30 protein-coding genes are annotated in these 25,618 nt (G+C 59.3%); 12 read left to right on the forward strand and 18 right to left on the reverse strand.

The window, feature by feature from the left end; translation table 11 throughout:
* Positions 1 to 3 precede the first annotated feature (3 nt).
* Positions 4 to 270, reverse strand: coding sequence for a hypothetical protein (locus SANT_RS23990; protein ID WP_148296230.1), 267 nt, complete (start codon positions 268 to 270; stop codon positions 4 to 6).
* 139 nt (positions 271 to 409) lie between these two features.
* Between SANT_RS23990 and flgB the strand changes: the two genes are divergently transcribed.
* The 11 genes from flgB (at position 410) to flgL (ending at position 10,447) form a co-directional block, all read left to right on the forward strand.
* The gene (gene flgB, locus SANT_RS03195) at positions 410 to 823 is read left to right on the forward strand and encodes a flagellar basal body rod protein FlgB (RefSeq protein ID WP_025420860.1); all 414 of its coding nucleotides are present in this window, start codon (positions 410 to 412) and stop codon (positions 821 to 823) included.
* A gap of 3 nt (positions 824 to 826) precedes the next feature.
* The gene (gene flgC, locus SANT_RS03200) at positions 827 to 1,231 is read left to right on the forward strand and encodes a flagellar basal body rod protein FlgC (RefSeq protein ID WP_025420861.1); all 405 of its coding nucleotides are present in this window, start codon (positions 827 to 829) and stop codon (positions 1,229 to 1,231) included.
* Between the two features lie 12 nt (positions 1,232 to 1,243).
* Entirely contained in the window at positions 1,244 to 1,909 is a 666-nt protein-coding gene (locus tag SANT_RS03205; RefSeq protein ID WP_025420862.1) for a flagellar hook assembly protein FlgD, read from the forward strand.
* A gap of 54 nt (positions 1,910 to 1,963) precedes the next feature.
* On the forward strand, positions 1,964 to 3,169 hold the full coding sequence (flgE, locus tag SANT_RS03210) for a flagellar hook protein FlgE (protein ID WP_025420863.1): 1,206 nt from the start codon (positions 1,964 to 1,966) through the stop codon (positions 3,167 to 3,169).
* Between the two features lie 18 nt (positions 3,170 to 3,187).
* Positions 3,188 to 3,940 carry a flagellar basal body rod protein FlgF gene (locus SANT_RS03215; protein WP_025420864.1) on the forward strand — a complete coding sequence of 251 codons (753 nt, stop codon included), beginning with the start codon at positions 3,188 to 3,190 and terminating at the stop codon, positions 3,938 to 3,940.
* Between the two features lie 18 nt (positions 3,941 to 3,958).
* Positions 3,959 to 4,741, forward strand: a complete 783-nt coding sequence (gene flgG / locus SANT_RS03220) for a flagellar basal-body rod protein FlgG (RefSeq protein WP_025420865.1) — start codon at positions 3,959 to 3,961, stop codon at positions 4,739 to 4,741.
* 114 nt (positions 4,742 to 4,855) lie between these two features.
* Entirely contained in the window at positions 4,856 to 5,572 is a 717-nt protein-coding gene (locus tag SANT_RS03225; protein ID WP_025420866.1) for a flagellar basal body L-ring protein FlgH, read from the forward strand.
* 8 nt (positions 5,573 to 5,580) lie between these two features.
* Entirely contained in the window at positions 5,581 to 6,711 is a 1,131-nt protein-coding gene (locus SANT_RS03230; protein ID WP_051440094.1) for a flagellar basal body P-ring protein FlgI, read from the forward strand.
* Positions 6,711 to 7,679, forward strand: a complete 969-nt coding sequence (gene flgJ / locus SANT_RS03235; RefSeq protein WP_420480348.1) for a flagellar assembly peptidoglycan hydrolase FlgJ — start codon at positions 6,711 to 6,713, stop codon at positions 7,677 to 7,679. The genes SANT_RS03230 and flgJ overlap by 1 nt, the downstream gene beginning before the upstream one ends.
* A 125-nt stretch (positions 7,680 to 7,804) precedes the next feature.
* Complete coding sequence (gene flgK, locus SANT_RS03240) at positions 7,805 to 9,445, forward strand: flagellar hook-associated protein FlgK (RefSeq protein WP_025420869.1); 1,641 nt, start codon at positions 7,805 to 7,807, stop codon at positions 9,443 to 9,445.
* A 42-nt stretch (positions 9,446 to 9,487) separates the two neighbouring features.
* A complete protein-coding gene (gene flgL, locus SANT_RS03245) occupies positions 9,488 to 10,447 on the forward strand; it encodes a flagellar hook-associated protein FlgL (RefSeq protein WP_025420870.1) in 960 nt (319 codons plus the stop codon).
* 12 nt (positions 10,448 to 10,459) lie between these two features.
* Here flgL and fliR read toward each other — a convergent pair whose 3' ends face one another.
* The 13 genes from fliR to fliF form a co-directional block, all read right to left on the reverse strand.
* Positions 10,460 to 11,242 (reverse strand): flagellar biosynthetic protein FliR, encoded by a 783-nt coding sequence (fliR, locus tag SANT_RS03250; RefSeq protein WP_025420871.1) that lies wholly within the window; start codon positions 11,240 to 11,242, stop codon positions 10,460 to 10,462.
* A 1-nt stretch (position 11,243) separates the two neighbouring features.
* Positions 11,244 to 11,513, reverse strand: a complete 270-nt coding sequence (fliQ, locus tag SANT_RS03255) for a flagellar biosynthesis protein FliQ (RefSeq protein WP_025420872.1) — start codon at positions 11,511 to 11,513, stop codon at positions 11,244 to 11,246.
* A 20-nt stretch (positions 11,514 to 11,533) separates the two neighbouring features.
* A complete protein-coding gene (fliP, locus tag SANT_RS03260; RefSeq protein ID WP_025420873.1) occupies positions 11,534 to 12,295 on the reverse strand; it encodes a flagellar type III secretion system pore protein FliP in 762 nt (253 codons plus the stop codon).
* Positions 12,292 to 12,945, reverse strand: a complete 654-nt coding sequence (gene fliO, locus SANT_RS23755; protein WP_025420874.1) for a flagellar biosynthetic protein FliO — start codon at positions 12,943 to 12,945, stop codon at positions 12,292 to 12,294. Before fliO ends, fliP begins: the two co-directional genes overlap by 4 nt.
* A complete protein-coding gene (fliN, locus tag SANT_RS03270) occupies positions 12,946 to 13,362 on the reverse strand; it encodes a flagellar motor switch protein FliN (RefSeq protein WP_025420875.1) in 417 nt (138 codons plus the stop codon).
* Entirely contained in the window at positions 13,355 to 14,356 is a 1,002-nt protein-coding gene (fliM, locus tag SANT_RS03275) for a flagellar motor switch protein FliM (protein ID WP_025420876.1), read from the reverse strand. The genes fliN and fliM overlap by 8 nt, the downstream gene beginning before the upstream one ends.
* 5 nt (positions 14,357 to 14,361) lie before the next feature.
* Positions 14,362 to 14,841, reverse strand: coding sequence for a flagellar basal body-associated protein FliL (fliL, locus tag SANT_RS03280; RefSeq protein WP_025420877.1), 480 nt, complete (start codon positions 14,839 to 14,841; stop codon positions 14,362 to 14,364).
* Between the two features lie 146 nt (positions 14,842 to 14,987).
* Positions 14,988 to 16,298, reverse strand: coding sequence for a flagellar hook-length control protein FliK (locus SANT_RS22820; RefSeq protein ID WP_025420878.1), 1,311 nt, complete (start codon positions 16,296 to 16,298; stop codon positions 14,988 to 14,990).
* Positions 16,299 to 16,327: 29 nt separating this feature from the next.
* Positions 16,328 to 16,777, reverse strand: coding sequence for a flagellar export protein FliJ (fliJ, locus tag SANT_RS03290; protein WP_025420879.1), 450 nt, complete (start codon positions 16,775 to 16,777; stop codon positions 16,328 to 16,330).
* A 192-nt stretch (positions 16,778 to 16,969) separates the two neighbouring features.
* Positions 16,970 to 18,343 (reverse strand): flagellar protein export ATPase FliI, encoded by a 1,374-nt coding sequence (gene fliI / locus SANT_RS03295; RefSeq protein ID WP_025420880.1) that lies wholly within the window; start codon positions 18,341 to 18,343, stop codon positions 16,970 to 16,972.
* Positions 18,344 to 19,033: a flagellar assembly protein FliH gene (locus SANT_RS03300; RefSeq protein WP_025420881.1), complete on the reverse strand. Its 690-nt coding sequence runs from the start codon at positions 19,031 to 19,033 to the stop codon at positions 18,344 to 18,346.
* Positions 19,026 to 20,018 carry a flagellar motor switch protein FliG gene (gene fliG, locus SANT_RS03305; protein ID WP_025420882.1) on the reverse strand — a complete coding sequence of 331 codons (993 nt, stop codon included), beginning with the start codon at positions 20,016 to 20,018 and terminating at the stop codon, positions 19,026 to 19,028. Before fliG ends, SANT_RS03300 begins: the two co-directional genes overlap by 8 nt.
* Complete coding sequence (fliF, locus tag SANT_RS03310) at positions 20,015 to 21,742, reverse strand: flagellar basal-body MS-ring/collar protein FliF (protein WP_025420883.1); 1,728 nt, start codon at positions 21,740 to 21,742, stop codon at positions 20,015 to 20,017. Before fliF ends, fliG begins: the two co-directional genes overlap by 4 nt.
* A 235-nt stretch (positions 21,743 to 21,977) precedes the next feature.
* Here fliF and fliE point away from each other — a divergent pair, with 235 nt between their 5' ends.
* Positions 21,978 to 22,292: a flagellar hook-basal body complex protein FliE gene (gene fliE / locus SANT_RS03315; protein WP_025420884.1), complete on the forward strand. Its 315-nt coding sequence runs from the start codon at positions 21,978 to 21,980 to the stop codon at positions 22,290 to 22,292.
* A 288-nt stretch (positions 22,293 to 22,580) separates the two neighbouring features.
* Here fliE and SANT_RS24445 read toward each other — a convergent pair whose 3' ends face one another.
* From SANT_RS24445 to fliD, 4 genes are all read right to left on the reverse strand, one after another.
* Entirely contained in the window at positions 22,581 to 22,736 is a 156-nt protein-coding gene (locus SANT_RS24445) for a hypothetical protein (protein ID WP_158500143.1), read from the reverse strand.
* A gap of 434 nt (positions 22,737 to 23,170) precedes the next feature.
* A complete protein-coding gene (fliT, locus tag SANT_RS03320) occupies positions 23,171 to 23,545 on the reverse strand; it encodes a flagellar protein FliT (RefSeq protein ID WP_025420885.1) in 375 nt (124 codons plus the stop codon).
* 118 nt (positions 23,546 to 23,663) lie between these two features.
* A complete protein-coding gene (gene fliS / locus SANT_RS03325; RefSeq protein WP_025420886.1) occupies positions 23,664 to 24,068 on the reverse strand; it encodes a flagellar export chaperone FliS in 405 nt (134 codons plus the stop codon).
* Positions 24,069 to 24,116: 48 nt separating this feature from the next.
* Complete coding sequence (gene fliD / locus SANT_RS03330) at positions 24,117 to 25,541, reverse strand: flagellar filament capping protein FliD (RefSeq protein WP_025420887.1); 1,425 nt, start codon at positions 25,539 to 25,541, stop codon at positions 24,117 to 24,119.
* Positions 25,542 to 25,618: the final 77 nt, after the last annotated feature.

The following is a 25,618-nucleotide window of genomic DNA, read 5'->3' on the forward strand; positions in this document are numbered from 1 at the left end:
GCCTCAGGCGTCTGTCTCAAGATGCACTCCTGTGGACGCCTGGCGGCGATCTGCTCGCGCCAGACCGGGTGTTTCTGGCTTCCGGCTGGCTATCCATCTCAAGACGGCTTGTTTTGGGCGGGGGCTATCGGTTTCTGGCGCCGCCGCCGTCACTCGCGTTTTAACCTCGTTGCCGTTATCGCCATGGCTGCCGTTATCGCTGTGGCTATTATCGCCGCTATTGCTGCCTTCGCCGCCGCTATCGTCGTTGCCGTCAGCGACCGCTATCACGGGAAAATAGTTTACCTTGCCCCCCACGGGCCAATGGTGAAAATAGCCCTCCTTTTCGCCCTTATTCGGGCGATGGGCCAGGGAGCATTAAGCATAAGCTGTGCCTCATCAATAATTAGCCTTGAAATATTGAACCGACATGCTTGATAAGCTCGATGACCTGATGCGGTTTCAGCAAGAAGCCCTCAATTTACGCGCGCAGCGCCAGAACATCATCGCTGCCAACATTGCCAATGCCGATACCCCAGGCTATCAGGCGCGCGATATCGATTTCTCGGCGGAATTATCCAAAGCGCTGACGCAGGGGCGGGCCAGCGGCGAGACATTATCGCTGACCACCACCTCCAGCCGTCATATTGCCGCGGCCAGCACCACTGAACCCGCAACCGAGCTTCTGTACCGCATTCCCGATCAGCCGGCGATGGACGGCAACACGGTCAATATGGACAGGGAGCGTACGGCTTTTGCGGATAACAGCCTGCAATACCAAACCGGCCTGACCCTGCTGAGCGGTCAGATAAAAGGCATGAATACCGTATTACAGGGGCAATAAGCCATGGGGATGACCTCAATTTTCGCCATCGCCGGTTCCGCGCTCAATGCGCAGTCCGAGCGCATGAACGTGGCCGCCAGCAATCTGGCCAACGCCGACAGCGTCTCCGGCCCTGACGGCCAGCCCTATCGGGCCAAGCAGGTGGTGTTTCAGGTGGCGGCGCCGGCGGGGCAGGTCATAGGCGGCGTTCAGGTCAGCGATGTTCTCGAGTCGACGCAGCCGGATAAATTGGTGTATCAGCCGGGGAATCCGCTGGCGGATGACAAGGGTTATGTCCGCATGCCCAATGTCAATGTGGTGAATGAAATGGTGGACAGCATGTCCGCGTCGCGCAGCTATCAGGCCAATATTGAAGTGCTGAATACCGCCAAAACATTGATGCAAAAAACGCTGACGCTCGGTCAGTAACGGGAGACCGCAATGAGTGTAGCCGTAACGTTAAATGAAACCGCTTCCAGCGCCAGCGCCGCGAGCACCACGTCCAGTAGCGGCAGTGAAAGCAGCGCGGATTTACAGAATAACTTTCTGACCCTGCTGGTGGCGCAGTTGCGTAATCAGGATCCCACCAATCCGCTGGACAACGCCGAACTGACCACCCAATTGGCGCAGATCAGCACTCTGAGCGGCATTGAAAACCTTAATACCACTTTGGGATCGATCTCCGGCCAGCTCACGACCAGCCAAAATTTGCAGGCCACCACCCTGGTAGGGCACGGCGTGATGATCGACGGCAACACCATCCTGGTCGGCAGCGACAGCTCCACCACGCCCTTTGGCGTTGAGCTGGACGCCGCGGCCAGCGATGTGGTGGTCACCATTCAGGATGCCAGCGGTAACACGGTGAAAACCGTCAACCTGGGCAGCCAGACCGCCGGCGCGCACGCTTACAGCTGGGACGGCACCGACGATAGCGGCGCCGCGGTGGCGGAGGGCTCCTATACCTTCACCGTCAGCAGCAGTAGCACTACCGCCACGGCGCTGAAATACGCCGAGGTGTATGGCGTGAGCAACAACGACGGCACCACGCAGCTCAATCTGGGCCTGTCGGGGAATGTGACCCTCGATAAGATCAAACAAATTATTTAACGACTCATCAGGGCGCGCAGGCGATGCCGCGGCCACACCCACAGGAGAGCATCAATGGGTTTTTCACAGGCGGTCAGCGGGTTAAACGCCGCATCAAGCAATCTGGACGTCATCGGCAACAACATCGCCAACGCCGAAACCAGCGGCTTCAAATCCGGCTCGGTCTCGTTTGCCGATGTGTTCTCCAGCTCGAAAGTAGGGCTGGGGGTGAAAGTGGCCTCCGTGACCCAGAATTTCAATGACGGGACGGTGAGCACCACCGATAACGGCCTCGACGTCGCCATTTCCAACAACGGCTTCTTCCGCCTGGTGGACGGCAGCGGCGCCGTTTATTACTCGCGCAACGGCGAATTTTCCCTCAACGCGGATCGTCAACTGGTCAACAGCAGCGGCTATGTGGTGACGGGCTACGCCGCCAGCGGCAACCCTGCCACCATCCAACAGGGCGCCGACCCGGTAGCCCTAACGATACCCAGCCAGGGGCTGTCCGCCAGCGCTACCACCAGCGGCTCGATGGTGATGAGCCTGACCTCCAGCGCGACCTCGGTCGGCACCACCGCTTTCGACCCCAACGATAGCAGCACCTACAGTTTTTCCCAGCCGTTGACGACCTACGACAGCCTGGGCAACCCCCACAACGTCAGTCTGTATTTCGCCAAAACCGAGGATAACACCTGGGAAGTCTACAGCGTAGACAACAGCAACGGCGATGGCACCGTCAATGACGTCGGCACGCTCAATTTTGACACCAACGGGCAGTTGACCGGCACCGATACGTTTTCCATCAATATGGCCGCGCTGAACGGCGCGCCGGCGCAGACTTTCAACCTCTCCTTTGAAGGGACCCGGCAGCAATATGCCAGCAGCAGCAGCGTAAGCAGCCAGACGCAAGACGGCTACAGCGCAGGCGATCTGACCAGCTATACCATCAATGACGACGGGACCATTTCCGGCACCTACTCCAACGGCAAAACTCAGCTCCTGGGCCAGATCGTGCTGGCGAATTTCGCCAACCCGCAGGGGTTGCAGTCCGACGGCAACAACCTGTGGTCCGCGACCTCGGCCTCGGGCCAGGCCATCGTCGGCACCGCCGGCAGCGGCACGTTCGGCACGTTGACCAGCGGCGCGCTGGAGTCGTCTAACGTCGACCTCAGCCAGGAACTGGTGAATATGATCGTCGCCCAGCGTAATTATCAATCCAACGCGCAGACGATCAAAACCCAGGATGCGATTTTGCAAACGCTGGTCAGCCTGCGCTAACCGTAACGGGATAATCCTATGGATCACGCCATCTATACCGCCATGGGCGCAGCCGCGGCGTCGCTGGATCAGCAGGCGGTGATTGCCAACAATCTCGCCAATGCGTCCACCACGGGGTTTCGTGCCCAGCTGTCCGCCGCGCGCGCGGTGCCGGTGGAGGGGGAATCGCTGCCGACCCGCACCCTGAGCGTGGCCTCGACGCCGGGCGCGCTGATGACGCCAGGGCCGATTGAGACCACCGGCCGCTCGCTTGATGTCGCGCTCGGCGGCGATGGATTCCTGGCGGTACAACTGCCCGACGGTCAGGAGGCCTATACCCGCAATGGCAATATACAGCAGGACGCCGACGGCCAATTGACGGTACAGGGCTATCCGCTGATGGGGCAGAACGGCCCGCTGGTGGTGCCGACGCAGGCTTCCCTCACCATCGGCGACGACGGTACCGTCTCGGCGCTGGGCGATGGCGATGCGTTAAATACCGTCGGACCGGTGGGGCAACTGAAACGCGTCACTGCCGAGGCCGGCACGCTGGTGCGCGGCGATGACGGCCTGTTCCACCTCAACGATGACGCGCAGGGCGCGCAGGCGCCGCTGCCGAATGACAATGCCGTCAGCGTTATGTCCGGCATGCTGGAAGGCAGCAATGTCAACACGGCCGAAACGCTGGTGGATATGATTGGCACCGCCCGCCGGTTTGAAATGCAAATGAAGGTGATAGCCAGCGTGGATCAGAATGCCCAGCAGGCCAATCAACTCTTATCCCTCAGCTAATTGCAGGAGAGCCAACGGATGATCCGTTCTCTGTGGATTGCCAAAACCGGTCTGGATGCCCAGCAGACCAATATGGATGTGATATCGAACAACCTGGCCAACGTCAGCACCAACGGCTTTAAGCGCCAGCGCGCGGTGTTTGAGGATTTACTGTATCAAACCGTCCGCCAGCCGGGCGCGCAATCGTCGGAGCAGACCACGCTGCCCTCGGGGCTGCAACTGGGCACCGGGGTGCGTACCGTCAGCACCGAGCGGCTGCATAGCCAGGGCAACCTGGAGCAGACCGACAACAGCAAGGATGTGGCCATTAACGGTAAAGGTTTTTTCCAGGTGCAGATGCCGGATGGCACCACGGCCTATACGCGCGATGGCTCGTTTCAGGTCGATCAAAACGGCCAGATGGTGACCTCTAGCGGTTACCCGATTCAACCGGCTATCACCATTCCCGACAACGCGCTTACCGTGACCATCGCCCGCGACGGCGTGGTGAGCGTCACGGTACAGGGGCAAGCCAACGCCACGCAGGTGGGGCAGTTGACGTTGAGCAACTTTATCAACGAAGCGGGGCTACAAAGTCTGGGGGAGAATCTCTATCAAGAGACCGACAGTTCGGGCGCGCCCAACGAGTCCACTCCCGGGCAAAACGGCGCGGGGCTGCTGAGCCAGGGCTATGTGGAAACCTCGAACGTCAACGTGGCGGAAGAGCTCGTGGATATGATCCAGGTACAGCGCGCCTACGAAATCAACAGCAAGGCGGTCAGCACTTCTGACGCCATGCTGCAAAAACTGACGCAACTTTAACATGATGAACGCGTACGGCGAGGGTATAGCCCGCGCCGCCGGGCCGGGAGGTTTGGCCTGCGCCGGCGGTCCGGCGCTAAACGTTTGGATCGGGACACCCCATCGGTGATGGCAATGACTTTAACATCCGCGTTCGGCCGCCGGCCAGCGCGTTTTGGTTGGCTGGCCGGCGCGAGCGCCCTGTGCCTGGCGGGCTGCGCTTACCTGCCCCATAAAGATTTGGTGGAGGGACCGACCTCCGCCGAGCCGGCTCCCGCGTCGATGCCGGTGGCCAACGGTTCGATTTTTCAGGGCGTCCAGCCGATGAATTACGGCTATCAGCCGCTGTTCGAGGATAGGCGGCCGCGCAATGTGGGGGATATTCTGACCATCACCCTGCAGGAGAACGTCAGCGCCAGCAAAAGTTCGTCGGCCAACGCCACGCGCGAGGGGAGCAATACGCTGGCGTTCGCCACGGTGCCGAAAATGCTTAACGGGCTGATTGGCAACCAGAAAGCGGACCTGGATGCCAAAGGCAGCAACGATTTTGACGGCAAGGGCGGCGCCTCGGCGAAAAATACCTTTACCGGCACCATGACCGTAACGGTGGCGGAAGTCCTGGCCAACGGCAACCTGAAAGTGGTGGGCGAAAAGCAGATCGCCATCAACCAGGGTACCGAATACATCCGTTTCTCAGGCGTGGTCAACCCGCGCACCATCAACGGCGATAACGCGGTGGTGTCCACACAGGTGGCGGACGCCCGCATCGAATATGTGGGCAAAGGTTATATCAACGAAGCGCAGGAAATGGGCTGGCTACAGCGCTTTTTCCTGAACGTACTCCCCTATTAGAGGCCATCATGACCAGGAACCCGACCGCCGCCCGCCGCAGTGGCCTGTTTGCCGCCGCCGCGCTGCTTCTCTTGCTGCTCGGCGCGCCCGCTGCCGCCGAACGCCTGCGGGATTTGGTGGACATACAGGGCGTGCGGGACAACCCGCTTATCGGCTATGGCCTGGTCGTAGGCCTGGACGGCACCGGCGATCAGACCACCCAGACGCCGTTTACCACCCAAAGCCTGAAGAACATGTTATCGCAGTTGGGGATCACCGTGCCGAGCGGTACCAATATGCAACTGAAAAACGTCGCGGCGGTGATGGTGACCGGGAGTTATCCGGCGTTCGCCCGCGCCGGCCAGACGATTGACGTAGTGGTATCGTCGATGGGCTCGGCCAAAAGCCTGCGCGGCGGCACGCTGTTGATGACGCCGCTCAAAGGCGCAGACGGTCAGGTGTATGCGCTGGCGCAGGGCAATCTACTGGTGGGCGGCGCGGGCGCCAGCGCCGGCGGCAGCCGGGTGCAAATCAATCAGCTGTCGGGAGGACGGATAAACAATGGCGCGGTGATTGAGCGGGAATTACCCAGCACCTTCGGCCACAGTCCGCTGTTATCGCTGCAGCTCAAGACGGAAAATTTCAGTTTGTCCCAGCGCATCAGCGACGCCATTAATCGCTTTAACGGCATGGGCGTCGCCCGGGCGCTGGATGCCCGCACCGTCGAAGTCAGCCTACCGGCCGACAATAGCGCGCAGGTTCGTTTTCTGGCGCAAATAGAGGATATCGATATCGCCGTCGGCCAGATGGATGCCAAGGTGATCATCAATTCGCGTACCGGTTCGGTCGTGATGAACAGGAATGTCACCCTGGATAATTGCGCGGTGGCGCAGGGCAATCTTTCCGTGGTGGTGGACAGCCAACTGAACGTAAGTCAGCCGGATACCCCCTTTACCAACGGCAATACCGTGGTGACGCCGCAGACCCAGATTTCCGTGCGGCAAAACGGCGGATCGCTGCAAAAAGTCGAATCCAGCGCCAGCCTCAATAATGTTATCCGCGCGATGAACGCCCTGGGCGCGACGCCGAACGATTTGATGTCGATCCTGCAAGCGATGAAAAGCGCCGGCTGCCTGCAGGCCGAACTGGAGATTATCTGATGCCGCTGATGCAGAGCATGGATCTTTCCCCCGCCTATGACGCCAATGCGCTGAATAAACTGCATCAGCAGGCGGCGGCGCAATCGCCGCAGGCTTTGAAAGCGGTGGCGAAACAGGTCGAGGGTCTGTTCGTACAGATGATGCTGAAAAGCATGCGCGATGCGCTGCCCCAGGAGGGGCTGCTGGATAGCCAGCAAACGCAGCTCTACACCAGCCTGTACGATCAGCAGATAGCCCAGCAGCTCTCCGCCAAAGGGCTGGGGCTGGCGGATATGATGGTGAAGCAACTGAGCCCCGCCCAGGGGGGGGCGGTTACGCCGGACGGCGCGACTACCGCCCAGGGCGGACTGCCGGCGCTGGCCCCCGGCGCCGGCGCCTACATGCCCCCCGCTCTGCTGGGGGAAATGCTGCGGCGCGGTGCGGTGCGGCAAGACGAGGAGGCGACGCCCGCGGCAACGGCATCTGCCGGCGGCGGCAGTTTCACCGACCGGCTCGCTATTCCGGCGATGATCGCCGGCGCCCGCAGCGGCATATCCCATCATTTAATTTTGGCGCAGGCGGCGCTGGAATCCGGCTGGGGTAAGCGTGAAATCCCCACCGCCGACGGCAAACCCAGCCATAACCTGTTCGGGATTAAGGCCACCAACGATTGGCAGGGCGCATCGACCACCGTAATGACCACGGAATATGAAAATGGCCAGGCGGTGAAAGTTCCTCAACGTTTCAAAGTGTACGACTCTTATTTGGCGGCGATTGAAGATTATATTCAATTGCTCACCACCAATCCCCGCTATCGCGAGGTGGTGAACGCCAAACATCCCGAAGAGGGGGCCTATGCGTTACAGCGCGCCGGCTACGCCACCGACCCCGGCTACGGGGAAAAATTGGTACAGATTATCGGCCAATTGAAAGATAGCGCCCACCGGGCGGTAAAAGCCTATGCCCATGATTTAAGCTCACTGTTTTAATAACGCCCGGCGAACTCTTTTTTTTACGCGCTCTAAAGTTTTGCCCCTTGGCGCCGTTATTTTTTTAATTGCCGTAATGATTCGCCGGTTTTTTTTATTCATATACCCGGAATAAAGGAAATGACATGTCCAGCCCATTATACAATATCGCTTCCTCCGGATTAAAAGCCGCGCAGATAGCGTTGGCCACGACCTCAAACAATATTAGTAACGCCTATGTCGACGGCTATAATTTGCAGCGGGTGACGCTGGGCGAGGCCCAGCAAAGCGGGGCGCTGGGAAACGGCGTCACCGTCACCGGCATCAGCCGCGCCTATGACTCGCTGGTGGTAGGGCAGCTACGCGCGGCGTCCACTTCCGCCGCCGCGGCCAGCACCTATTCGGATAATATCAGCCAGATTGATAACCTGCTGTCCGATTCGGATACGGACTTATCCACCCAGATGAGCACCTTTTTCGCCTCGCTACAGGCGTTGTCCTCGGCCGCCAGCGATAGCGCGGCGCGTCAGACGGTGATCGGCAGCGGACAGAATCTGGTTAGCCAGTTCAGTAGCCTGGACAATACGCTACGCGATATGGATAGCGCCATCGATAGCCAGCTCTCCGCCACCGCCGATCAAATCAATACCTACGCGAAACAGATTGCCACTCTTAATGCCCAGATAGCCCGTCAGGGCACCGGTTCAGAGTCCAATGCGCTGCTGGATCAGCGCGACCAACTGGTCAACTCGCTCAATCAATTGGTCGGCGTCAATGTGACGGTGCAAGACGACAGCACCCTGAGCCTGACTATCGGCAGCGGCCTGACCCTGGTGCAGGGCAGCAGCGCCTATTCATTAGCGGTGGTGCCGTCCTCGGCCGATGCGTCGCAAATGGCGCTGGCCTACGATCGCGGCAATGGCACCCTGAGCGAGATCGACCCTGCGACGCTCACGGGCGGCAGCCTGGGCGGTATGCTGAGCTTTCGCGATGGCGCGTTGGCCGACGCCCGCAACCAACTGGGGCAAATCGCGCTGGCGTTCGCCGACAGCTTCAACCAGCAGCATCAGGCCGGGGTAGATCTGAATGGCGATGCCGGCGGCGATTTTTTCACCCTCGGCAGTCCGACTGTCGTGAGCAACACTCGCAATAGCGGCAGCGCGGTGCTGAGCGTGGCGTTTGCCGACAGTACGGCGGTCAAAGCCAGCGACTACACGGCCAAATATACCGCGGACGGCTGGCAAATTACCCGCAATAGCGACGGCGCCAGCGTGGCTTATACCTCCGCGACCGACGAGAGCGGCGCCACCGTTTTGAGCTTCGAGGGCTTGAGCCTTTCTGTGAGCGGCAGCCCGAGCGTCAACGACAGTTATCAATTAAAAACGGTGTCTAACGTTATTCAGGGCCTGAGCGTTGCCATTACCGATCCCGCCCTGATCGCCGCGGGGCAGGCGGACGACGAGAGCGGCGACGGCGATAACCGCAATGCCGAAGCGCTGCTGGCATTACAAAACACCAAACTGGTGGGCGGTAGCGCCACCCTGTCGACCGCCTATGCGTCGTTGGTCAGTAAAGTCGGCACCCAGACCAGCAATGCCAAGATCACCGCCGAAACCCAGGCCAGCATGGTAAGCCAGCTGACCGAAAAGCAGCAGTCGATTTCCGGCGTTAATTTGGATGAGGAGTATGTGGATCTGCAGCGCTATCAGCAGTACTACCAGGCCAATTCCAAGGTCATGACGACCGCCGGTACCATTTTCGACGCTTTATTATCGGCGCTTGGCTAACGCCATCGCTGCCCGTTTGTCATGCCGTAAGGGGAAACCACCATGCGCCTGAGCACCAGTATGATTTACCAGCGTAATTTAGACGCTATCAGCGAGTCCTACAGCAAATGGGAGAATACCGGGCAGCAGTTGGCGACCGGCAAACGGGTCAATGTGCCCTCCGACGATCCTATCGCCGCGTCCCAGGCTATCAAATTGGGCCAAAGCCAGGCCCTCAATAGCCAATACAGCGCGGCGCGCACCAGCGCCACCAACAGTCTGTCGGCGGAAACCACGGTGCTGGAGCAGGTCACCGACGTGATTCAAAGCGCCCAGACGCTGCTGGTGCAGGCGGGCGACGGTACCTTGAGCGATCAGGATCGGCAGTCGCTGGCGACCCAGCTTCAGTCGTATAAAGATCAGCTATTGAACCTGGCCAATAGCCAGGACGGTAACGGCAACTACCTGTTTGCCGGGTATAAAACCAATAGCGCGCCCTTTGTCGCAGCGGAGGACGGCAGCGTCAGTTACAGCGGCGGCGGCCAGGCTATGACCCAGCAGGTCGACGCCAGCCGCAGCATGACCGTCGGCGATACCGGCTCGGCGGTGTTCATGAGCCTTACGGCCGGCTATACCACCGAGCCGGACGGCGGCGACAGCGAAAGCAATATATTCAATACGTTGGATATCGCCCTTAAGGCGCTGACCACGCCTCAGCAGGATGCCGACAGCACCGTCACCGATGACTATACCGCCGCCATCGGTAAAGCCAGCCGCGGTCTGTCCAATTCGCTGGATAATGTGCTGGCGGTGCAAAGTTCGGTGGGCAGCAAGCTGAACGAGCTGGACAATTTGGACAGCCTCGGCACCAGCCGCAGCACGCTTATCAGCGATAATATCAGCGCGCTGGTGGACGTGGACTGGTATCAAGCGATCTCCGACTACAGCCAGCAACAGGTTGCGCTGCAGGCCGCCTACAGCACCTTTACCGCCATGCAATCGATGTCGTTATTTAGCCAGTAACCGACGGGATCCTCAGCGGGCCATGCCGCTGAGGATCTCCGACAGCAGATCGAACACTTCTCCCATCATCTTCTCCCAAGACGGCGCCAGCAGCGGCAGTAACAGGCTGAAGGTCAAAATCCCCACCGTCAGCGTCAGGGGGAAGCCGATAACAAACACCGTCAATTGCGGCGTGATGCGGTTTAGCAATCCCAAGGCGATATTCAGCGTCATTAACATGCAGATAAGCGGCAGCGCCAGCATCATCCCGTTCAAAAAAATAACGCCGCCGGCGCGGGCCAGCGCCATAAACGCATTGGGATTCAGCGGCTGGTTATCCAACGGCAGGGTGTGAAAGCTGTCCGCCAGCAGCGACAATAGCCATAAATGACCGTTGAGGCTGATAAACACCAGCAGGGCAAGCAGGTTAAGCAGCCGCGCCAGCAGCGGGGTATTCAGCCCGCTGGCGGGGTCGAAGAAGGTCGCGAAAGAGAGCCCCATTTGCAGGCCGATGACCTCACCGGCCATGCGCACGGCGGCGAAGGTCAACTGCATCGTCAGGCCGAGAGTGGTGCCTATCAGGATTTGCTTGAGGGCGAGCCAAAAGCCGGCCAACGAAAACAGCGGCGTGTCGACGGCGGGCAGCGAGGGGGCGATAAGCAGGGCGATGAGAATGCCCAGTCCCAGCTTTATCGGCGCGAGAATCGATTTTTCGCTGAACAGCGGGGCGGTACTGATAAGCGCCAGAATCCGCAGCAGCGGCCAAAGCAGTGACGGCAGCAGCGCCGCGAGCTGGCCGCTATCCAAAGGTAGCACGTTAGCCCGCCATGAGCGGCAGATTGGTCAACAGGGCGCGCATGTAGTCTAAAATAAGATTTAGCATCCAGGGGCCGGCGAGGGTGATGGTGGCTACCACCGCCAGAATTTTCGGGATAAACGAGAGTGTCATTTCGTTGACCTGGGTCGCGGCCTGCAGCAAGCTGATGATAAGCCCGCTAAACAGCGCCGCCAACAGCAACGGCGCGGCCAGCGCCAGCGCGATTAACATGCCCTCATGGCCGAGGGCCATTACGGATTCCGGTGTCATGGGTACCGCCTGTAAAGGAACTAGCTATAAAAACTTTGCGCCAGCGAACTGATCAACAGTTGCCAGCCATCCACCAACACGAAAAGCATTATTTTGAACGGTAGAGAGATAGTCGCCGGCGGTACCATCATCATCCCTAGCGCCATGAGCACCGAGGCCACCACCAAATCAATAATCAAAAACGGAATAAATAAGGTAAAACCTATCTGGAAGGCTGTTTTCATTTCGCTGGTGACATAGGCCGGCAGCAGAATGCGCATCGGCACCGCCTCCGGCCCCTCCAGGGGCGGCACGTTGGCTAGGCGGGCGAACAATCCCAGATCCGCTTCCCGCGTCTGGCGCAGCATAAAGGCGCGTAACGGTTGCGAACCTCGTTCCAGCGCGGTCTGCATCGAAATTTTGTTCTCGCTCAGCGGCAGATAGGCGTCGGTGTAAATGGAGTCCAATACCGGCGACATGACAAAAAAGGTTAAAAACAGCGCCAGGCCCAGCAGCACCTGATTAGGGGGCGCCGAGGGCGTGCCGATGGCGCTGCGCAACAGCCCCAGTACAATGATGATGCGGGTGAAACTGGTCATCATTAACAGCGCCGCCGGAATAAAGGTCAGCGAGGTGAGAAACACCAACGTTTGCACCGGCAACGACCAGTTTTGACCGCCGCCGGGCAGCGGCTGGCTGATAATACCGGGCAATTGCGCGCAGCAGGCTGGCGCGAACAACAGCAAAAGCGCGGCGGCGTATGCGGGGCGGAAGCCGCCTGTTATCCCCCAACGGCGTATCATGCGTTACCGCTCCGCTGGCGTATTTGCCGCACTAACCGCTGGCGAAAATCCTCCGGCACGGGGCCGCTATCGCCCCGTTCAGGCTGCGCGGGGGCGGGCAAGGTATGTAGCGTAGTAATGTGCTGCGGCGTGATCCCCAGCACCAGCCAGGTTTCCTCGACCTGCATAATCACCACCTTTTCCCGCGCGCCGATGCTACAGCTGGCCCGGACCATCAGTCGATTGCCGCCGCGCCCGGCCGGCGTCAGCCGCAGGGTTTTCAGCAGCCAGCCGACAATGACGATAAGCAGCAGGATACCGAGCAGCGCGCCGCCAACCTGGGTGAGCGCGCCGCTGGCGCTGAAGGCCGGCGCGGGCGCGGCGGCGAACTCGCTCCCCGGGACGGCAGGGTGTGTCTGGCTCGTCAATGCGGACCGAGCGGTCGCTGCCGGTACGGCGGCGTCATGACCGCTCAGTGCCGGCCGTTCCGCCGGCGCGGGCCGACCGTTCGCAGTCGATGCAGCGGTGTCTTGACCGGTCAGAGCGTACTGTTCCGCCGGCGTCGGCGCCGAGCGCGTCTGGGCGGCGGATGCGGCGGCGCCATCGCCGGCCATCGTGCTGGCGTGGCCGGGGGTGGTCGGCGGAGAGTCGCGTAACGGGGAAGCGATCATTTACCGGCTAAGCCTGCGCATCCGCTCGGACGGCGTGATGATGTCGGTGATGCGAACGCCGTATTTGTCCGCTACCACCACCACTTCGCCTTGAGCGATAAGATAACCGTTGATAAGAATATCCAGCGGTTCCCCCGCCAGACCGTCCAGCGCGACCACCGAGCCTTGCGATAGGCGCAGCAGCTCTTTGATGGTCATTTTGGTGCGCCCCAACTCCACGGTCATCTTGACCGGGATATCCATGATCAAGTCAATATCCTGCAGCGGGCCGCTACCGCCTTCTCCCGCCAGCGGCGAGAAAATACCGTCGGTGGATGCCGCCTGCTCCCGATCGCCACCCTGCTGTGCAAGCGCTTCAGCCCACAGATCGTCCGCGGAAGGGTTCTCATCGGCAGACGGTTTGGTCGGCTCAGTCATTGGGCGATTCCTCATTCTGGGAGTTCAATACGGGATTAATCAGTTGGTCGACACAGAGCGCGTACTGGCCGGCCAGGGTGCCATACTGGCCGGTGAGCACCGGCACGCCATCGACATAGGCGGTGATATGCTCGGGTTTTTCGATGTTTAGCACATCCCCCGGCGCCAGTTTTAAAATTTCCGATAGCCGCAGCGACACGTCGGTAAAATTCGCCACGAGCTCTAACTCGGAGTGCTGGACCTGACGCACCAGGTTTTCACGCCAGCTCTGATCTTCCAGGCGCGAGTTTTCCAGCGGCGGGTTGGCCAGCAATTCCCGCAGCGGCTCGATCATGGAAAACGGAATACAGATATAAAATTCCCCCACCAGCGATCCGATCTCCACATGGAAGGGGGTCGTCACCACGATATCGTTAGGCGATGAGGTGATATTGGTAAACTTCACCTGCATTTCAGCGCGCACGTATTCGATAGTGAGCTGGTAGATGGCCTGCCATGCCTCCTGATACCCTTCCAGCGCCAGGCGCAGCATGCGGCGGATAATGCGCTGTTCGGTATGGGTAAACTCCCGGCCTTCCACCCGGATGGGGAAACGGCCGTCGCCGCCAAACAGGTTATCCACCGCAATAAACACCAGGCTTGGGGAAAACACAAACAGCGCGGTACCGCGCAGCGGCTTCAGGTGAATAAGGTTCAAGTTGGTTGGCACCGGCAAATTGCGGGCAAACTCATGGTAAGGTTGGATCTGAATGGCGCCGACGGTGATGTCAGGGCTGCGGCGCAACAGATTGAACAGCCCCATGCGGAAATGGCGGGCGAAGCGCTCGTTGATAATTTCCAACGCCTGCAATCGCTCGCGCACCACCCGCCGCTGAGTATAAGGATCGTAAGGTTTGATCTCCGGCTCGGCGCCGGGGCTGGCCGGTTGTTCCACGATATCGTCGCCGTTGAGCAACGCATCGATTTCCGCCTGCGATAAGATACTGTCTGCCATAGCGGTTAGCGCAGAATAAAAGCGGTAAACAGCACGTCGTCCACCACCTGCGGCGGTTGGCCGGCAACCAGCGGTTCGGCCAGCGTTTGCTTTATCTTGTCAATAAGTCCTTGTTTGCCCTGCGGGCTGGCCAGCTCGCTGGCCTGCTGACGCGACAGCAATAGCAATAGCCGACTGCGCACCAGCGGCAGATAGTCACTGAATGTCTTGCGCGTCTCTTCATTGGGCAGCCGCAGCGTCAGTCCGACATACAGCACCCGGTCCAAATCGTTATCGGGGTTGGCGACGTTGACGGTAAAGGTTTCCAGTACCATAAAAACCGGCGCGGGGGGCGGCGCCAGGGAGATCGCCGCCGGCTGCGTCGCGGCGGCGCGCAGCTGCCACCAGAAATAGCCCGCCGCGCTACTGGCGGCCAGGAGAATTATCACCAGCAGAGCGATCCAGGGGGCGGAAGTGCGGGCGATGGGACGCGCGGATTCAGACATGACGTGACGATTTCCCTTGAGCATGACGATTGGTACCAGGCCGCGCCTGATAAGCCAATCGGTTAATTGCCGCCAATTATGCCGCCATTTCTCGCCATCAATGGCCGGAATAGAAGAGGTAATTCATGCTTATTTCCACGCGGTGATTAGATATAGGTGTTAATCCGACCGTTGCTGATGGCGGTCGCACCCTGAGCGGTGTGCCCCTGCGGCGCGCTATCCGCAACCGCGCTGAACGCTCGCGGCTGACGGCCGCCGCCGGCGGTCCCGTCGCGGTTCTGACCACCGGAATACGCTTGGCCGCCGACGCTGCTCTGCCCAAGCTGGATCCCGCTTTCCGCCAGCGCCGAGCGTAAATGGGGCAGCGCGGCCTGTAAGGTATCCCGCACCTGGACGTGATCCGACACCATATGGATTTGCAGTTGATTGTCCTGGATATGCAAGGAGATCTGCAGCGAACCGAGATCGGCGGGGTGCAGGCGCAGTTCGGCGTTGCTCTGATTATTGCGGGCGAACATCACCAACTGCTGACCCAGCGCCTGTTGCCATTCATCGCTGCCCAACTGGGCGGCAATCATCGCCGACGGCGGGGTGGCGGTGGCCGCGGTGGCCGCGACCGCACCGCTTAGGGAAGCGGGAAACAGTGCGCCGGCATCGGTTGTCGACGGCGCCGCGGCGGGGGTCGCCGACGCGGCGTCAGAGCCGGTGCTCAGCGGCCGCGGGCTGGAATTGTCGGCGTGGCCATCGTGATCGGCGCCGGCGGCGGTTACCGTGCTCAGCGCACCATCGGCCAGATTGTCCGAGGCCGTTGACGACGCCCCGTCGGCGTTGCCCGCCGCGCCCGGTAGCGCAGCGCTTAACCGGTCGGCCTGAGTGGGCGCCGATTTTTGTCCCGCAGACGGTAATGCCACGGCGCTGCCGGCGGCAAGCGTCGCTGCCTGTTGTAGACCACTGACGCCGGCGGGGATAAGCAGATTGCGGCTTTGCGCCAGTAAACCGGGCAAACCGTCGTCGCTATTATCCGCTGAAGGCACCGTCGGGGGCGAGGTGTCGCCGGCGACGGCCGCGTTCAGCGGGACGGCGGTGGGCTCCACGATGGGCTGCGAAGACGGCGTTATTGTCAGCGTGTCCGACGCCGCGGCTTTGGTCAGCGTTTTTTTGCCGTGGCCGTCGCTTATCGCCTGATCATCAAGGTTGTCGACGGGTGCCGCCGTATCGCGGTCGGCCAGGCCGTCCTCTGGCGCGTTCACCTTCACCGATGGCGGCCGTTTACCGGCGCCTTGACCGACGTCCTGACCGGCATGCGCGGCGGCCCCCTGCGGCTGCGCGGCGTTAGAGACTTTGCCCTGCAGGACGGCGGTAAAATCCAGACTGTCCGCGTCGGCCTGTTGGGACGCGCCGGCGTTGCCCGCTGGGTGAACGGCGGCGACATCGGTCAAGGTAGGTAAGGTCATCATAAGATCCCCGGTGCCCCATGGGCTCGCCGTTAAGAGTTATTCCGCCGTGCGTCGGCCGCGCGGCGGGCGAATTCATCCATTTTTTTCTGATCCAGACGGTTTTCCCGCACCTGCGCCGCCTGCTCCTGACGAGAATGTAATGTACTTAAGGCATTCAACCGTTGCTGCTTATCCTGCCAAAGCGCAATCGCCTGCTGCACTTTTTCCTTCCATTGGTTCAGCGTGTAGCGGTGCTGCGCAATAGCGGTTTCCAGCGTCAAAATGAATTGTTGAAAGTTTTCATAATCGCCGGAGACCATGCCGCGGGCCAGTCCGGATTGCAGCTTCTGCCGATATTCCAGCTCGTACGCCAGTAATTGATCCAGCCTGGCCGCGGCCTGCTGGCAGGCGTGCCGGACCTGCCCGAGCGCCTTGGCCGCCACATCGCTATCTTCGCGGGCGCGGGCGCGCAGAACCTCGAGCGCGGAAGGTATTTTCATCGGGCCTCCCGTCCGGCCGCGGCGTACGGGCGTGCCATAGGTATGGCGCCGGCGTCATTATCACCGGCGCGCGGAATAGCGAGTGCCGAAAGTTTCTTCATAGGTTTTCCCAGCCGGTTGCAGCGCATAGCGATATCATAAGCGTGGCGCTGGCGTCATTTTCACGCGCGGATACGACGGTGAGTTTCAAGATCATACACGCTCTCCGGCCGGGGCGAACAGGGCCTGTAACTGCTGCAGGGCATCGTCATAACCGCACGCCTGATGCATCCCCTGCTGCAAAAAAGCTTCGATCGCGGGATAGAGCGCGATCGCTTGATCCAGCAGGGGATCGCTGCCGGGGGCATAAGCGCCGACGCTTATCAAATCGCGGTTGCGCTGGTAGCGCGATAGCAGCTGTTTCAGTTGGCGCACCTGGTGTTCATGTTCCGGCGTTATCAGCGCGGTCATGACTCGGCTGATAGACGCCTCGATATCGATCGCGGGATAGTGGCCGCTTTCCGCCAAACTCCGCGACAGCACGATATGGCCATCCAGGATCGCCCGCGCGGCGTCGGCAATGGGATCCTGCTGATCGTCCCCTTCGGTGAGCACGGTATAGAAAGCGGTAATCGAGCCGCCGCCGCCGATGCCGTTGCCGGCACGCTCCACCAGGGCAGGCAGTCGGGCGAACACCGAGGGGGGATACCCTTTGGTGGCGGGCGGTTCGCCGATAGCCAGCGCGATCTCCCGCTGCGCCATGGCGTAACGGGTCAGCGAGTCCATGATAAGCAACACGTGCTGACCGCGATCGCGGAAATCCTCGGCGATGCGGGTGGCGTAAGCGGCGCCCTGCATGCGCAGCAGCGGCGAGACATCCGCCGGCGCGGCAATCACCACCGAACGCGCCAGCCCCTCGCTGCCCAGAATATTTTCGATAAAATCTTTGACTTCGCGACCGCGCTCGCCGATGAGCCCGACCACGATGACATCGGCGCGCGTATAGCGGGCCATCATGCCGAGCAGTACGCTCTTACCGACCCCGGAGCCGGCGAACAGCCCGATGCGCTGGCCCCGGCCGATGGTCAGCATGCCGTTGATGGCGCGAACGCCGACATCAAGCACGTCGGTAATGGGGGTACGCTGCAGGGGATTATAAGGTTTGGTGATAAGCGGCGCGCGCGCCAGGGTGTGGGGGGCGGGCAGGCCGTCCAGCGGTCTGGCGCGGCTGTCCAGCACCCGGCCCAGCAGCGCCTGGCCGAGAGGCAATTGCTTGCTGTGGTCCGCCTCGTGGCCGGCGGCAACCACCTCGGCGCCCGGCACAATGCCTTCCACCTCTTCAAGGGGCATCAAAAACAGTCTGTTGCCGTTAAAGCCGACCACCTCGCACTCCACCTCGGCGTTATCATCGCCGCCGGTCCGCGCCACCCGGCAAGCGGCGCCTAACGGTAGCTGCAAACCGCTTGCCTCCATGACCAGTCCGGTAGCGCGCGTCAGACGGCCGCAGCGCCTTACCCGCGGGACCGGCGTCAGCCGTTGCTCCAGCGCATCCAGCGCGCCGAGCCAACGTTTGAGCCGCCCGGTCATCTACAGCACCTCCGGCGCGGCCAGCCGGCAAAGCGCCTGCCAGCGGGTGGCCAGCGACGCGTCCAGCGAACCGTCCGCCGCGCACAGCTTACAGCCCCCCGGGTGCAGTTGCGGATCGGCCTGCAGATGCCAGCCAAACTGGTCGAGCGTGGCGGCCAGATGCTGTTCCACCAGCGGCAGCAGCGCCGGATGGACGCGCAGCTGTAGCGGTCCACTGAAAGCCGGCTCTTGCTGGAGCAAATGCTGTATCGGTGCGGCCATGATGTCGTCCCATTGCGCGGGCAGCGCGCCGAGCACCTGCCGCGCCGCGTGCAGGGCCAATTGCGCCAGCCGGTCGGCGATGACGGTGTCCATGGCATCCAGGCTATGTTGAAATTCGCTGACCAGAGTTTGCAGTTGGGCAATAGCCGGCTGCTGTTCGCGCTGCCCCTGCGCGCGTCCTTCCTCCAGCCCGGCCTGGAGGCCCGCCTGATGTCCTTCCTGTCGCCCCTGCTGGAAACCCTGACGGCGCCCCTCTTCAAAACCCGCCTGCTGGGCCTCTTGCAGCACTTTTTCCCGCATCAACGCCAGCGCGGCCTGCTGATGGCGCTGTTCGCTGATTTCGTGCTCCGGCGCGGGATGTCCGCCCGGCAGCGGCGCGAAATCCGTCAACGACCAGGGACGCCAGGCGGCGTCGCGTACATCAGACATAGGAATCCTCGGCGCCGCTTATCACGATCTCGCCGCTTTCGGCCAGGCGGCGGACGATTTGCAAAATGGCCTTCTGTTCGTTTTCTACCAGCGACATGCGTATCGGTCCGCGATTGGCGAGATCGTCGCGCAGAATATCCGCGGCCCGCTGGGACATATTGGACAAAAACCGTTCGCGCAGGGGCTCGTCGGCGGTTTTGAGGGCGATTATCAACGACTCGCTCTCCACTTCCTGTAGCAGACGCTGGATACTGCGGTCGTCCACCTGCACCAGATTCTCGAACAGGAACATTTCGTCGATGATCTTCTGCGCCAGTTCGCGGTCGAAATCGCGCATGGCATTGATAACCGCCTCTTCCTGCTGGGTTTTCATCAAATTGATAATCTCGGCGGCGGTGCGGATCCCGCCCATTTTGCTGCGCTTGAGATTCTGGCCATCCAGCAGACCGTTGAGTACCTCGGTCAATTCCGCCAGCGCGGCAGGCTGTACTCCGCCAAAGGTGGCGATACGCAGCATCACGTCGTTGCGCAATTTTTCGTCGAACAACACCAGAATGTCGGCGGCCTGGCTGCGGCGCAGATGCACCAGGATGGTGGCGATAATTTGCGGATGCTCATCGCGAATCAAATCGGCGGCGCTCTGTGGCTCCATAAAGTTGAGCGTTTCCATGCCGGTGGTGGTTTCGCGGGTTTCAAAAATGTCTTCCAGCAGGCTGGAAGCGCGCTCTTCACCCAGCGCTTTCACCAGCACCGAACGCAGATAATCGCCGGTATTGACGCTCAGAGCGCTGTACTGATCCGCGGCGACTTCAAATTCCTTCAGCACCTCATTTAATTGCGCCTGAGAAATTTGCCGCAGCCCGGCCATTGCGCTACTCAACTGCTGCACTTCGCGTACGGCGAGATGTTTAAACACCTCCGCCGCGCGATCTTCGCCCAGGGTCAAAAGCAAAATGGCGCTTTTCTCGATACCGGTCATAGTCATATTTCGTTTGCTATCCATTGACGCACCACCAGGGCCACGATGCGCGGATCGCTGTCCGCTAATGTGCGTACCCGCTCGGCCCTGGCTTCAGTGTGATCGCGTTGTGCGGCGCGCTGCTGCGCCTCTTGTTGCTCTTTGCTGAGCTTGACCACCACATCTTCTTCCGCCGCCGCCGCTGCCTGCACTGTAGTCGCCGTTGCCGCGGCCTGCGGTGCCGCGGTTTTACTCGCCACCAGCGGTTTCACCACTTTGCGCCATAACCACCAGGCCGCCAGTAGAACAACCAGCCAACGTCCGGCGCTTAACAGGGCATTGAGCAGCAAAGGCTGTTGCCAGAAGGGCAACGCCGGCTCGCCGTCGCCGCTTTGCATGAACGGCGTATTGATAACGCTTAGCGTGTCGCCGCGCTCGCTGGAATAGCCCATCGCCTCGCGGGTGATGGCTTCGATTTGCCTTAGCGTTTCAGGCGGCAGCGGTTTGCCGGTGGCGTCATCGCTCGTCCCCTGATAATTAACCACCACCGCCACCGATAGCCGCTGGAGCTGCCCCACGTTGCGCCGCACGTGGCGCAACGTGCGATCCAGCTCGTAATTGACGGTCTCATCCTTGCGGGTATTGGACGACTGCGTCGGCGCCCGCCCCGAGGTGGCGTTGGCATTCGCATTGGCGTTAGCGTTTGGCGCCGGCCGCGCCGCGGTTCTTGCCGGGGTGCGGTTGGCGGGTGTTTTATCGATAGGCGCGCTATTGGCCGGCGCGGGCTGATTGGAGAGGGCGCCCGGTACGCCGCCCTGTGCGCCGCCGCCCAGCTGCTCGCTCTCGGACGCCTGACGGGAGCGAATGGCGGCGCTATCGCCACTCCCGTTGGGGCCGTAACGTTCCTCGGTTTGCTCCTGGCTGTCGAAGTCAATTTGCGCCGTGACTTGCGCGTGAACATTGCCGCTGCCTACCACCGGCGCCAGAATGTTTTCGATTCGCCGTTGGAAATTATTTTCCAATTCGTTGCTGAATTTAAGCTGGGTCGCGTTCAGTTCGCGCCCGTTGGGATCGGCCTGGGTCAGTAAATGCCCCTGCTGATCCAAAACCGTGACATTGGCCGGCGGCATACCGGCCACGCTGCTGGCGACCATATAGACAATCGCGCTGACCTGACCGTCATCCAGCACCCGGCCCGGCTGGAGCGTCAGGGTCACCGAGGCGGAGGGGTTTTTCTGCTCCCGGATGAATAGCGACGGCTTGGGGAGCGCCAGGTGCACCCGCGCGGATACCACCGGGCCGAGGGTTTCCATCGTGCGCGCCAGCTCGCCTTCCAATCCGCGCTGGTAGTTGATCTGCTCGCTGAACTGGCTGATGCCGAACTTTTCCTGGTCCAGCAACTCAAACCCCACCGCGCCGCCCTTCGGCAGGCCTTGACCCGCGAGTTTCAGCCGCGTTTCGTGCACCTTATCCGCGGGGATAAGCAGCGCCGTACCCTGCTCCGAAAAGCGATACGGAATGTTCATTTGTGTCAGCTGCGTGACGATATCGCCGCCGTCGCGATCGCTTAAGTTGCTATAAAGTACCCGATAGTCGGGACTTTTGGCCCACAGCGCCAACGCGACAACCAGGGCGATTGCCGCCGCTACCGCCACTGCGGCGGTCAATTTGGGATGAACACGCAACCGCTCCAGATAAGGAGCGAAAGGGTTTTTACCTTGTGTGGCGGAACCGTTTTTAACCGTGCTCATACCTTATTCCTGCCAACAATGGAACGTAACGGGCTCTGTTGCTGATAACAAAACGCTCTCCCTGCCGCGCGCGCATGGGTTTTTCGGTGAACTACATCAAATATGATGGGTATTATTTACTGGGGAAGACAAATTGATGGCTTAAATAGCCGGGTTTTTTAGCGTTAATTACTCGCTTAACCCCTGGCAATTTCTGCTAAGGTGGCGCCAACATCACAAAAAGGAAACTAATGGAATGTCGGTGCAAGGTATAGAGGCGGTAGTGGCGCAGCTCAACGCCACCGCACGCGCGGCGGACGGCATGATAAACACACCGGCTGAGAACCCCGCGGGGTTCGCGCAGCAGCTTGGCGCCGCGCTGGATAAAATCAGCGATACGCAGATCCAGGCGAGCCGCGAGTCACAAGCCTATTCGAGCGGGGAAACCGATCTGCAATTGAACGATGTGATGATTGATTTACAAAAGTCGGCTTTGTCGCTGCAAATGGGCGTTCAAGTCCGTAATAAACTGGTCTCCGCCTATCAGGACGTGATGAATATGTCGGTGTAATACTGTTTTGCGCAGATAACATGAAAGCGTCAGGGCTTTCCCTCTCGAATGCCGTGTCGCCCAATCGACATCACCTTTAACGACTTCACAGAATTTAATTCAAAGACGCTTAGGGTGGCGGCAAACGCCAGCTGCTCCCCCTATTTTGCCGGGATGGGTTATTGGCATCGCTAATGTCTATTTAGACGAGTTGAAAAGACAAAACGGGAAGCGTTAGGGGTTATTCAAACGCCGGCGCCGGCCTGATTTGCCTCGACGCCGACAGCGATAAGCGGTCACCGGCACCCATCAGCTATGTTTATGTTTACCCAACTGCGCGATGCGCTTCTGATCCTCTTCCTCATCGGCATCCGCATCATGGGCCATATGGCACAACGCCATTACTAAAATGGAAAGGGTACAGCCAAACATGCCTCCGGCCAAAAAGACGAGTGCGTAAATCATAATTTCACCTGCCGATATAATGGAGAAAAAAGGGCGGCGAAAGGTGAATTGGCGGCCATCAGCCAAAAATGAAAGTGATTTTTCATTGTATTACCTCTCTACCTTAGCCTGGTGCAAGCGGAAGGTTGTTTATTGACGGCCCCCGTGCGCTGCGGGTGAGTTTGGACCTGCTCCGCGCCAGCCGATGCTCGGGGTAATAAGGCGACTTCCGGCCTGTTACACATTAATCCCGGCGAATTCCTCCACCGGACACTATGTTATCGGCACGCCACGGCAAAACTGTAGGGGCAGATTGTGCGGTGGACCTCTTGTTGCGCCAATCCTGCCGCTGCGGCGACGGAACGCGCGATAGGCGCCGCTCGCGGCGGCCCGTCACGATGATCTTCCCCCCTCTGCGGCAGCGCCTTAAGCGATAAGGCGCGAGTGCCGCAAGGCTATTTAATATCTCCCGGCAGTATAGAGGCGCTATCGGAAAATTTAGAGTAGGCCGCATTGAGCGTATGCTGCTTACTTGACACGCTGATCATGCCGTGAAGCTCGTCGAGCCGTTGCTGCATCAGTCGTTTAACTTCATCTTCATTTTTGATGAGCTGCTGGAAAACCCGCGCGATGCGTTGTTGCTGATCGTCAGATAACATTGTCGTCATCGCTCCGGTTTGCTCAGCGATTTTCGCTACCGCAAAAACATATTTTTTTTCTTGATCTATTAATAAATCCCATTGTCCTTGCTGTGCCATTTCAAGCATCAATTCGCTAAGGGAATCGACCTGCTGATAATATGACAAAAGGGAAGCGAAAGCATCCAACATAACGGTCCTAATAGGCAATATTAACGCGTTTGATATATTCTTTCGATTTCTATTATGCCGCGGCTGCCCGCGATGTGGGCAGCCGCGACAACAATAAAAATGATGAATGCCGTTTTATTTAAACTTGCGGTTGCGGTTGTTCAGACGGAATCTGCTTCCAGCTGTCGGCGATATCCGTCAATAGCGCCCGGACGTGTTTGATCGCAACGGCATCTTTTTTCAAATTGGCCTGCATAAGCTGGCGAATGAAATAATCATATAGCGCTGCCAGATTACGGCTAATTTCGTTGCCTTTTTCCATGTCCAGCGCCATTTTGAGACCGTTGTCGATAATATTAATCGCTTTTGAGATGGCATTGCCTTTTGCCACCATGTTGTTTTGTTCGAGATAAATCTCTGCTTTAATCAATGCGCTTATGGCACCATCGAATAAAAGAACAATCAATTGATGGGGGCTGGCGTTCAGCACACTGCTTTGTAAACCTACGTTAGCGTAGGCCGCGGTACCATACATTTTTACCATGATTTAGCGTCCATATTCACGTCCTCCAGCCCGCACCCCTGTCAATAATCAGGATGAGCTGCTGGTTTTAGAAATAGCTTCAAATTGCTGAGTTAAATAATCACTGGTGCTGTTCAATGACGTTATCAATACATCCAGTTGCGTAAATTGTGATTTGTAGCGTGCAATATTGGAGTCAATGCTGCTCTGGACGCTATCGTATTGTTTAGACAATTTCGTCAGAATGGTATTGATGCTATCGGTCGCGTTATCAATCATGCCATTATCGTCAATATAGCTGCTGGCTAGATTGGTCATTTGGGTTGCTAACCCTGTCGTGCTCCCGTCGCCAATAAAGAAATCCGCCACGGCGGTGGGATTATTGGCCAAGTTTTTCACCAGCGTGCTTTCATCGACGCTCAGCGTGCCGTCTTTATTTAGCGTGACGCCTAAATCGTTAATGACTTGAAAAGTGCTATCGCTCTGCGCCGAACTTAATTGACTTTTTAGCTGATTTTGAATCGTGCGCAGGGTACTGTCGCCAATCAAGGCGCCGTTGCTGTCGCTCTGTTCTTCTCCCGCGCTAACGGCGGTATATTGCGTCAGGCTATTAAAGGTAGAGATCAAACTGTTATAGGCGCTGACCCAATCCTCGATGGCTTTGGCTGAATCGGTAGTGCTCTGACGCAGAATAAGATTTTGCGTGCTGCTGGTGGTGGCGTTCAGCGTCAGCGTCACGCCCTGCGGCACATCGGTAATGGTATTGGAACTGCGTTCAACGCTGATGCCGTTAACCGTCAGCAGGGCGTTTTGTGCCGCGGTGGTTTGCACCATCCCCGTGGTGCTGTCGGTATCGCTGCCGTCATAGCCGATGAGGGCATTCAATTTATCGTCGCCGCTAACCGCGAGCGTCATGGTTGCGTCGCTGCCGGTGCTGTCGGAGGTAATGACCAACTGATAACCGCTGTCACCCGACTGGATGATACTGGCGGTGACGCCGGCATCGGCCTGATTAATGGCGTCACGCAGGCCGCTGAGCGTGGTTTGATCGTCGGTCAAAGGAATGGTGACGGCGTCGCCGCTGCCTACGGTAATGCTCAATTGACGGTTGCTGCTGCCGCTGGTGCCGATAAGGGCCGTCGTGCTGCTAAAGCTGTTGCTGCTGCTGGTTGCCAGCGACTGCGCCGTGGCCAGCTGCGTCACGCTGATGCTATAGCTGCCGCTGACGGCGTCGTCGCCGACTTCAGTACTAAACGCATCATGGCTGCTGGCCACTTTTTGTGTATAGGTGGAACGGGTGGTTAGGGCAGCCGTCGCCTCGTTAAAGCTTTCCAAGGCGCTTTTCAATGTGCCGTAAGCCGTCAATTTCGTATTGTAGCTGTCTTGTTTATCAGTCACCGTGGTGAGACGCGCCTCTTCGGCAGTCTGTAAAGAATCCAATAAGCTGCTCAGATCCAATCCCGAACCGATACCTAATGAACTGATGGTTGACATCGCTTTGCCCTATGGTTGAACGCGGTAGATAAACTGTTATCGGCACGAACGAAAAAAAGTTTACCTGATTCTTGCCG

Origin of the sequence: Sodalis praecaptivus (genome assembly GCF_000517425.1) — a bacterium.
Lineage (GTDB): Bacteria > Pseudomonadota > Gammaproteobacteria > Enterobacterales > Enterobacteriaceae > Sodalis_A > Sodalis_A praecaptivus.

Excerpts from the sequence above, each read along its gene's own strand:
- fliI (WP_025420880.1), bottom strand. The coding sequence starts at position 18,343 with ATGACCGGGCGGCTCAAACGTTGGCTCGGCGCGCTGGATGCGCTGGAG.
- SANT_RS03300 (WP_025420881.1), bottom strand. The coding sequence starts at position 19,033 with ATGTCTGATGTACGCGACGCCGCCTGGCGTCCCTGGTCGTTGACGGAT.
- SANT_RS03230 (WP_051440094.1), top strand. The coding sequence starts at position 5,581 with ATGACCAGGAACCCGACCGCCGCCCGCCGCAGTGGCCTGTTTGCCGCC.
- flgL (WP_025420870.1), top strand. The coding sequence starts at position 9,488 with ATGCGCCTGAGCACCAGTATGATTTACCAGCGTAATTTAGACGCTATC.
- flgJ (WP_420480348.1), top strand. The coding sequence starts at position 6,711 with ATGCCGCTGATGCAGAGCATGGATCTTTCCCCCGCCTATGACGCCAAT.
- fliD (WP_025420887.1), bottom strand. The coding sequence starts at position 25,541 with ATGTCAACCATCAGTTCATTAGGTATCGGTTCGGGATTGGATCTGAGC.
- fliQ (WP_025420872.1), bottom strand. The coding sequence starts at position 11,513 with ATGACACCGGAATCCGTAATGGCCCTCGGCCATGAGGGCATGTTAATC.
- fliS (WP_025420886.1), bottom strand. The coding sequence starts at position 24,068 with ATGGTAAAAATGTATGGTACCGCGGCCTACGCTAACGTAGGTTTACAA.
- fliE (WP_025420884.1), top strand. The coding sequence starts at position 21,978 with ATGTCGGTGCAAGGTATAGAGGCGGTAGTGGCGCAGCTCAACGCCACC.
- fliF (WP_025420883.1), bottom strand. The coding sequence starts at position 21,742 with ATGAGCACGGTTAAAAACGGTTCCGCCACACAAGGTAAAAACCCTTTC.
- fliN (WP_025420875.1), bottom strand. The coding sequence starts at position 13,362 with ATGACTGAGCCGACCAAACCGTCTGCCGATGAGAACCCTTCCGCGGAC.
- flgE (WP_025420863.1), top strand. The coding sequence starts at position 1,964 with ATGGGTTTTTCACAGGCGGTCAGCGGGTTAAACGCCGCATCAAGCAAT.
- flgC (WP_025420861.1), top strand. The coding sequence starts at position 827 with ATGGGGATGACCTCAATTTTCGCCATCGCCGGTTCCGCGCTCAATGCG.
- SANT_RS03205 (WP_025420862.1), top strand. The coding sequence starts at position 1,244 with ATGAGTGTAGCCGTAACGTTAAATGAAACCGCTTCCAGCGCCAGCGCC.
- flgB (WP_025420860.1), top strand. The coding sequence starts at position 410 with ATGCTTGATAAGCTCGATGACCTGATGCGGTTTCAGCAAGAAGCCCTC.
- SANT_RS22820 (WP_025420878.1), bottom strand. The coding sequence starts at position 16,298 with ATGATGACCTTACCTACCTTGACCGATGTCGCCGCCGTTCACCCAGCG.
- flgG (WP_025420865.1), top strand. The coding sequence starts at position 3,959 with ATGATCCGTTCTCTGTGGATTGCCAAAACCGGTCTGGATGCCCAGCAG.
- SANT_RS03225 (WP_025420866.1), top strand. The coding sequence starts at position 4,856 with ATGACTTTAACATCCGCGTTCGGCCGCCGGCCAGCGCGTTTTGGTTGG.
- fliO (WP_025420874.1), bottom strand. The coding sequence starts at position 12,945 with ATGATCGCTTCCCCGTTACGCGACTCTCCGCCGACCACCCCCGGCCAC.
- SANT_RS03215 (WP_025420864.1), top strand. The coding sequence starts at position 3,188 with ATGGATCACGCCATCTATACCGCCATGGGCGCAGCCGCGGCGTCGCTG.
- flgK (WP_025420869.1), top strand. The coding sequence starts at position 7,805 with ATGTCCAGCCCATTATACAATATCGCTTCCTCCGGATTAAAAGCCGCG.
- SANT_RS24445 (WP_158500143.1), bottom strand. The coding sequence starts at position 22,736 with ATGATTTACGCACTCGTCTTTTTGGCCGGAGGCATGTTTGGCTGTACC.
- fliJ (WP_025420879.1), bottom strand. The coding sequence starts at position 16,777 with ATGAAAATACCTTCCGCGCTCGAGGTTCTGCGCGCCCGCGCCCGCGAA.
- fliM (WP_025420876.1), bottom strand. The coding sequence starts at position 14,356 with ATGGCAGACAGTATCTTATCGCAGGCGGAAATCGATGCGTTGCTCAAC.
- fliP (WP_025420873.1), bottom strand. The coding sequence starts at position 12,295 with ATGATACGCCGTTGGGGGATAACAGGCGGCTTCCGCCCCGCATACGCC.
- fliG (WP_025420882.1), bottom strand. The coding sequence starts at position 20,018 with ATGACTATGACCGGTATCGAGAAAAGCGCCATTTTGCTTTTGACCCTG.
- fliL (WP_025420877.1), bottom strand. The coding sequence starts at position 14,841 with ATGTCTGAATCCGCGCGTCCCATCGCCCGCACTTCCGCCCCCTGGATC.
- fliT (WP_025420885.1), bottom strand. The coding sequence starts at position 23,545 with ATGTTGGATGCTTTCGCTTCCCTTTTGTCATATTATCAGCAGGTCGAT.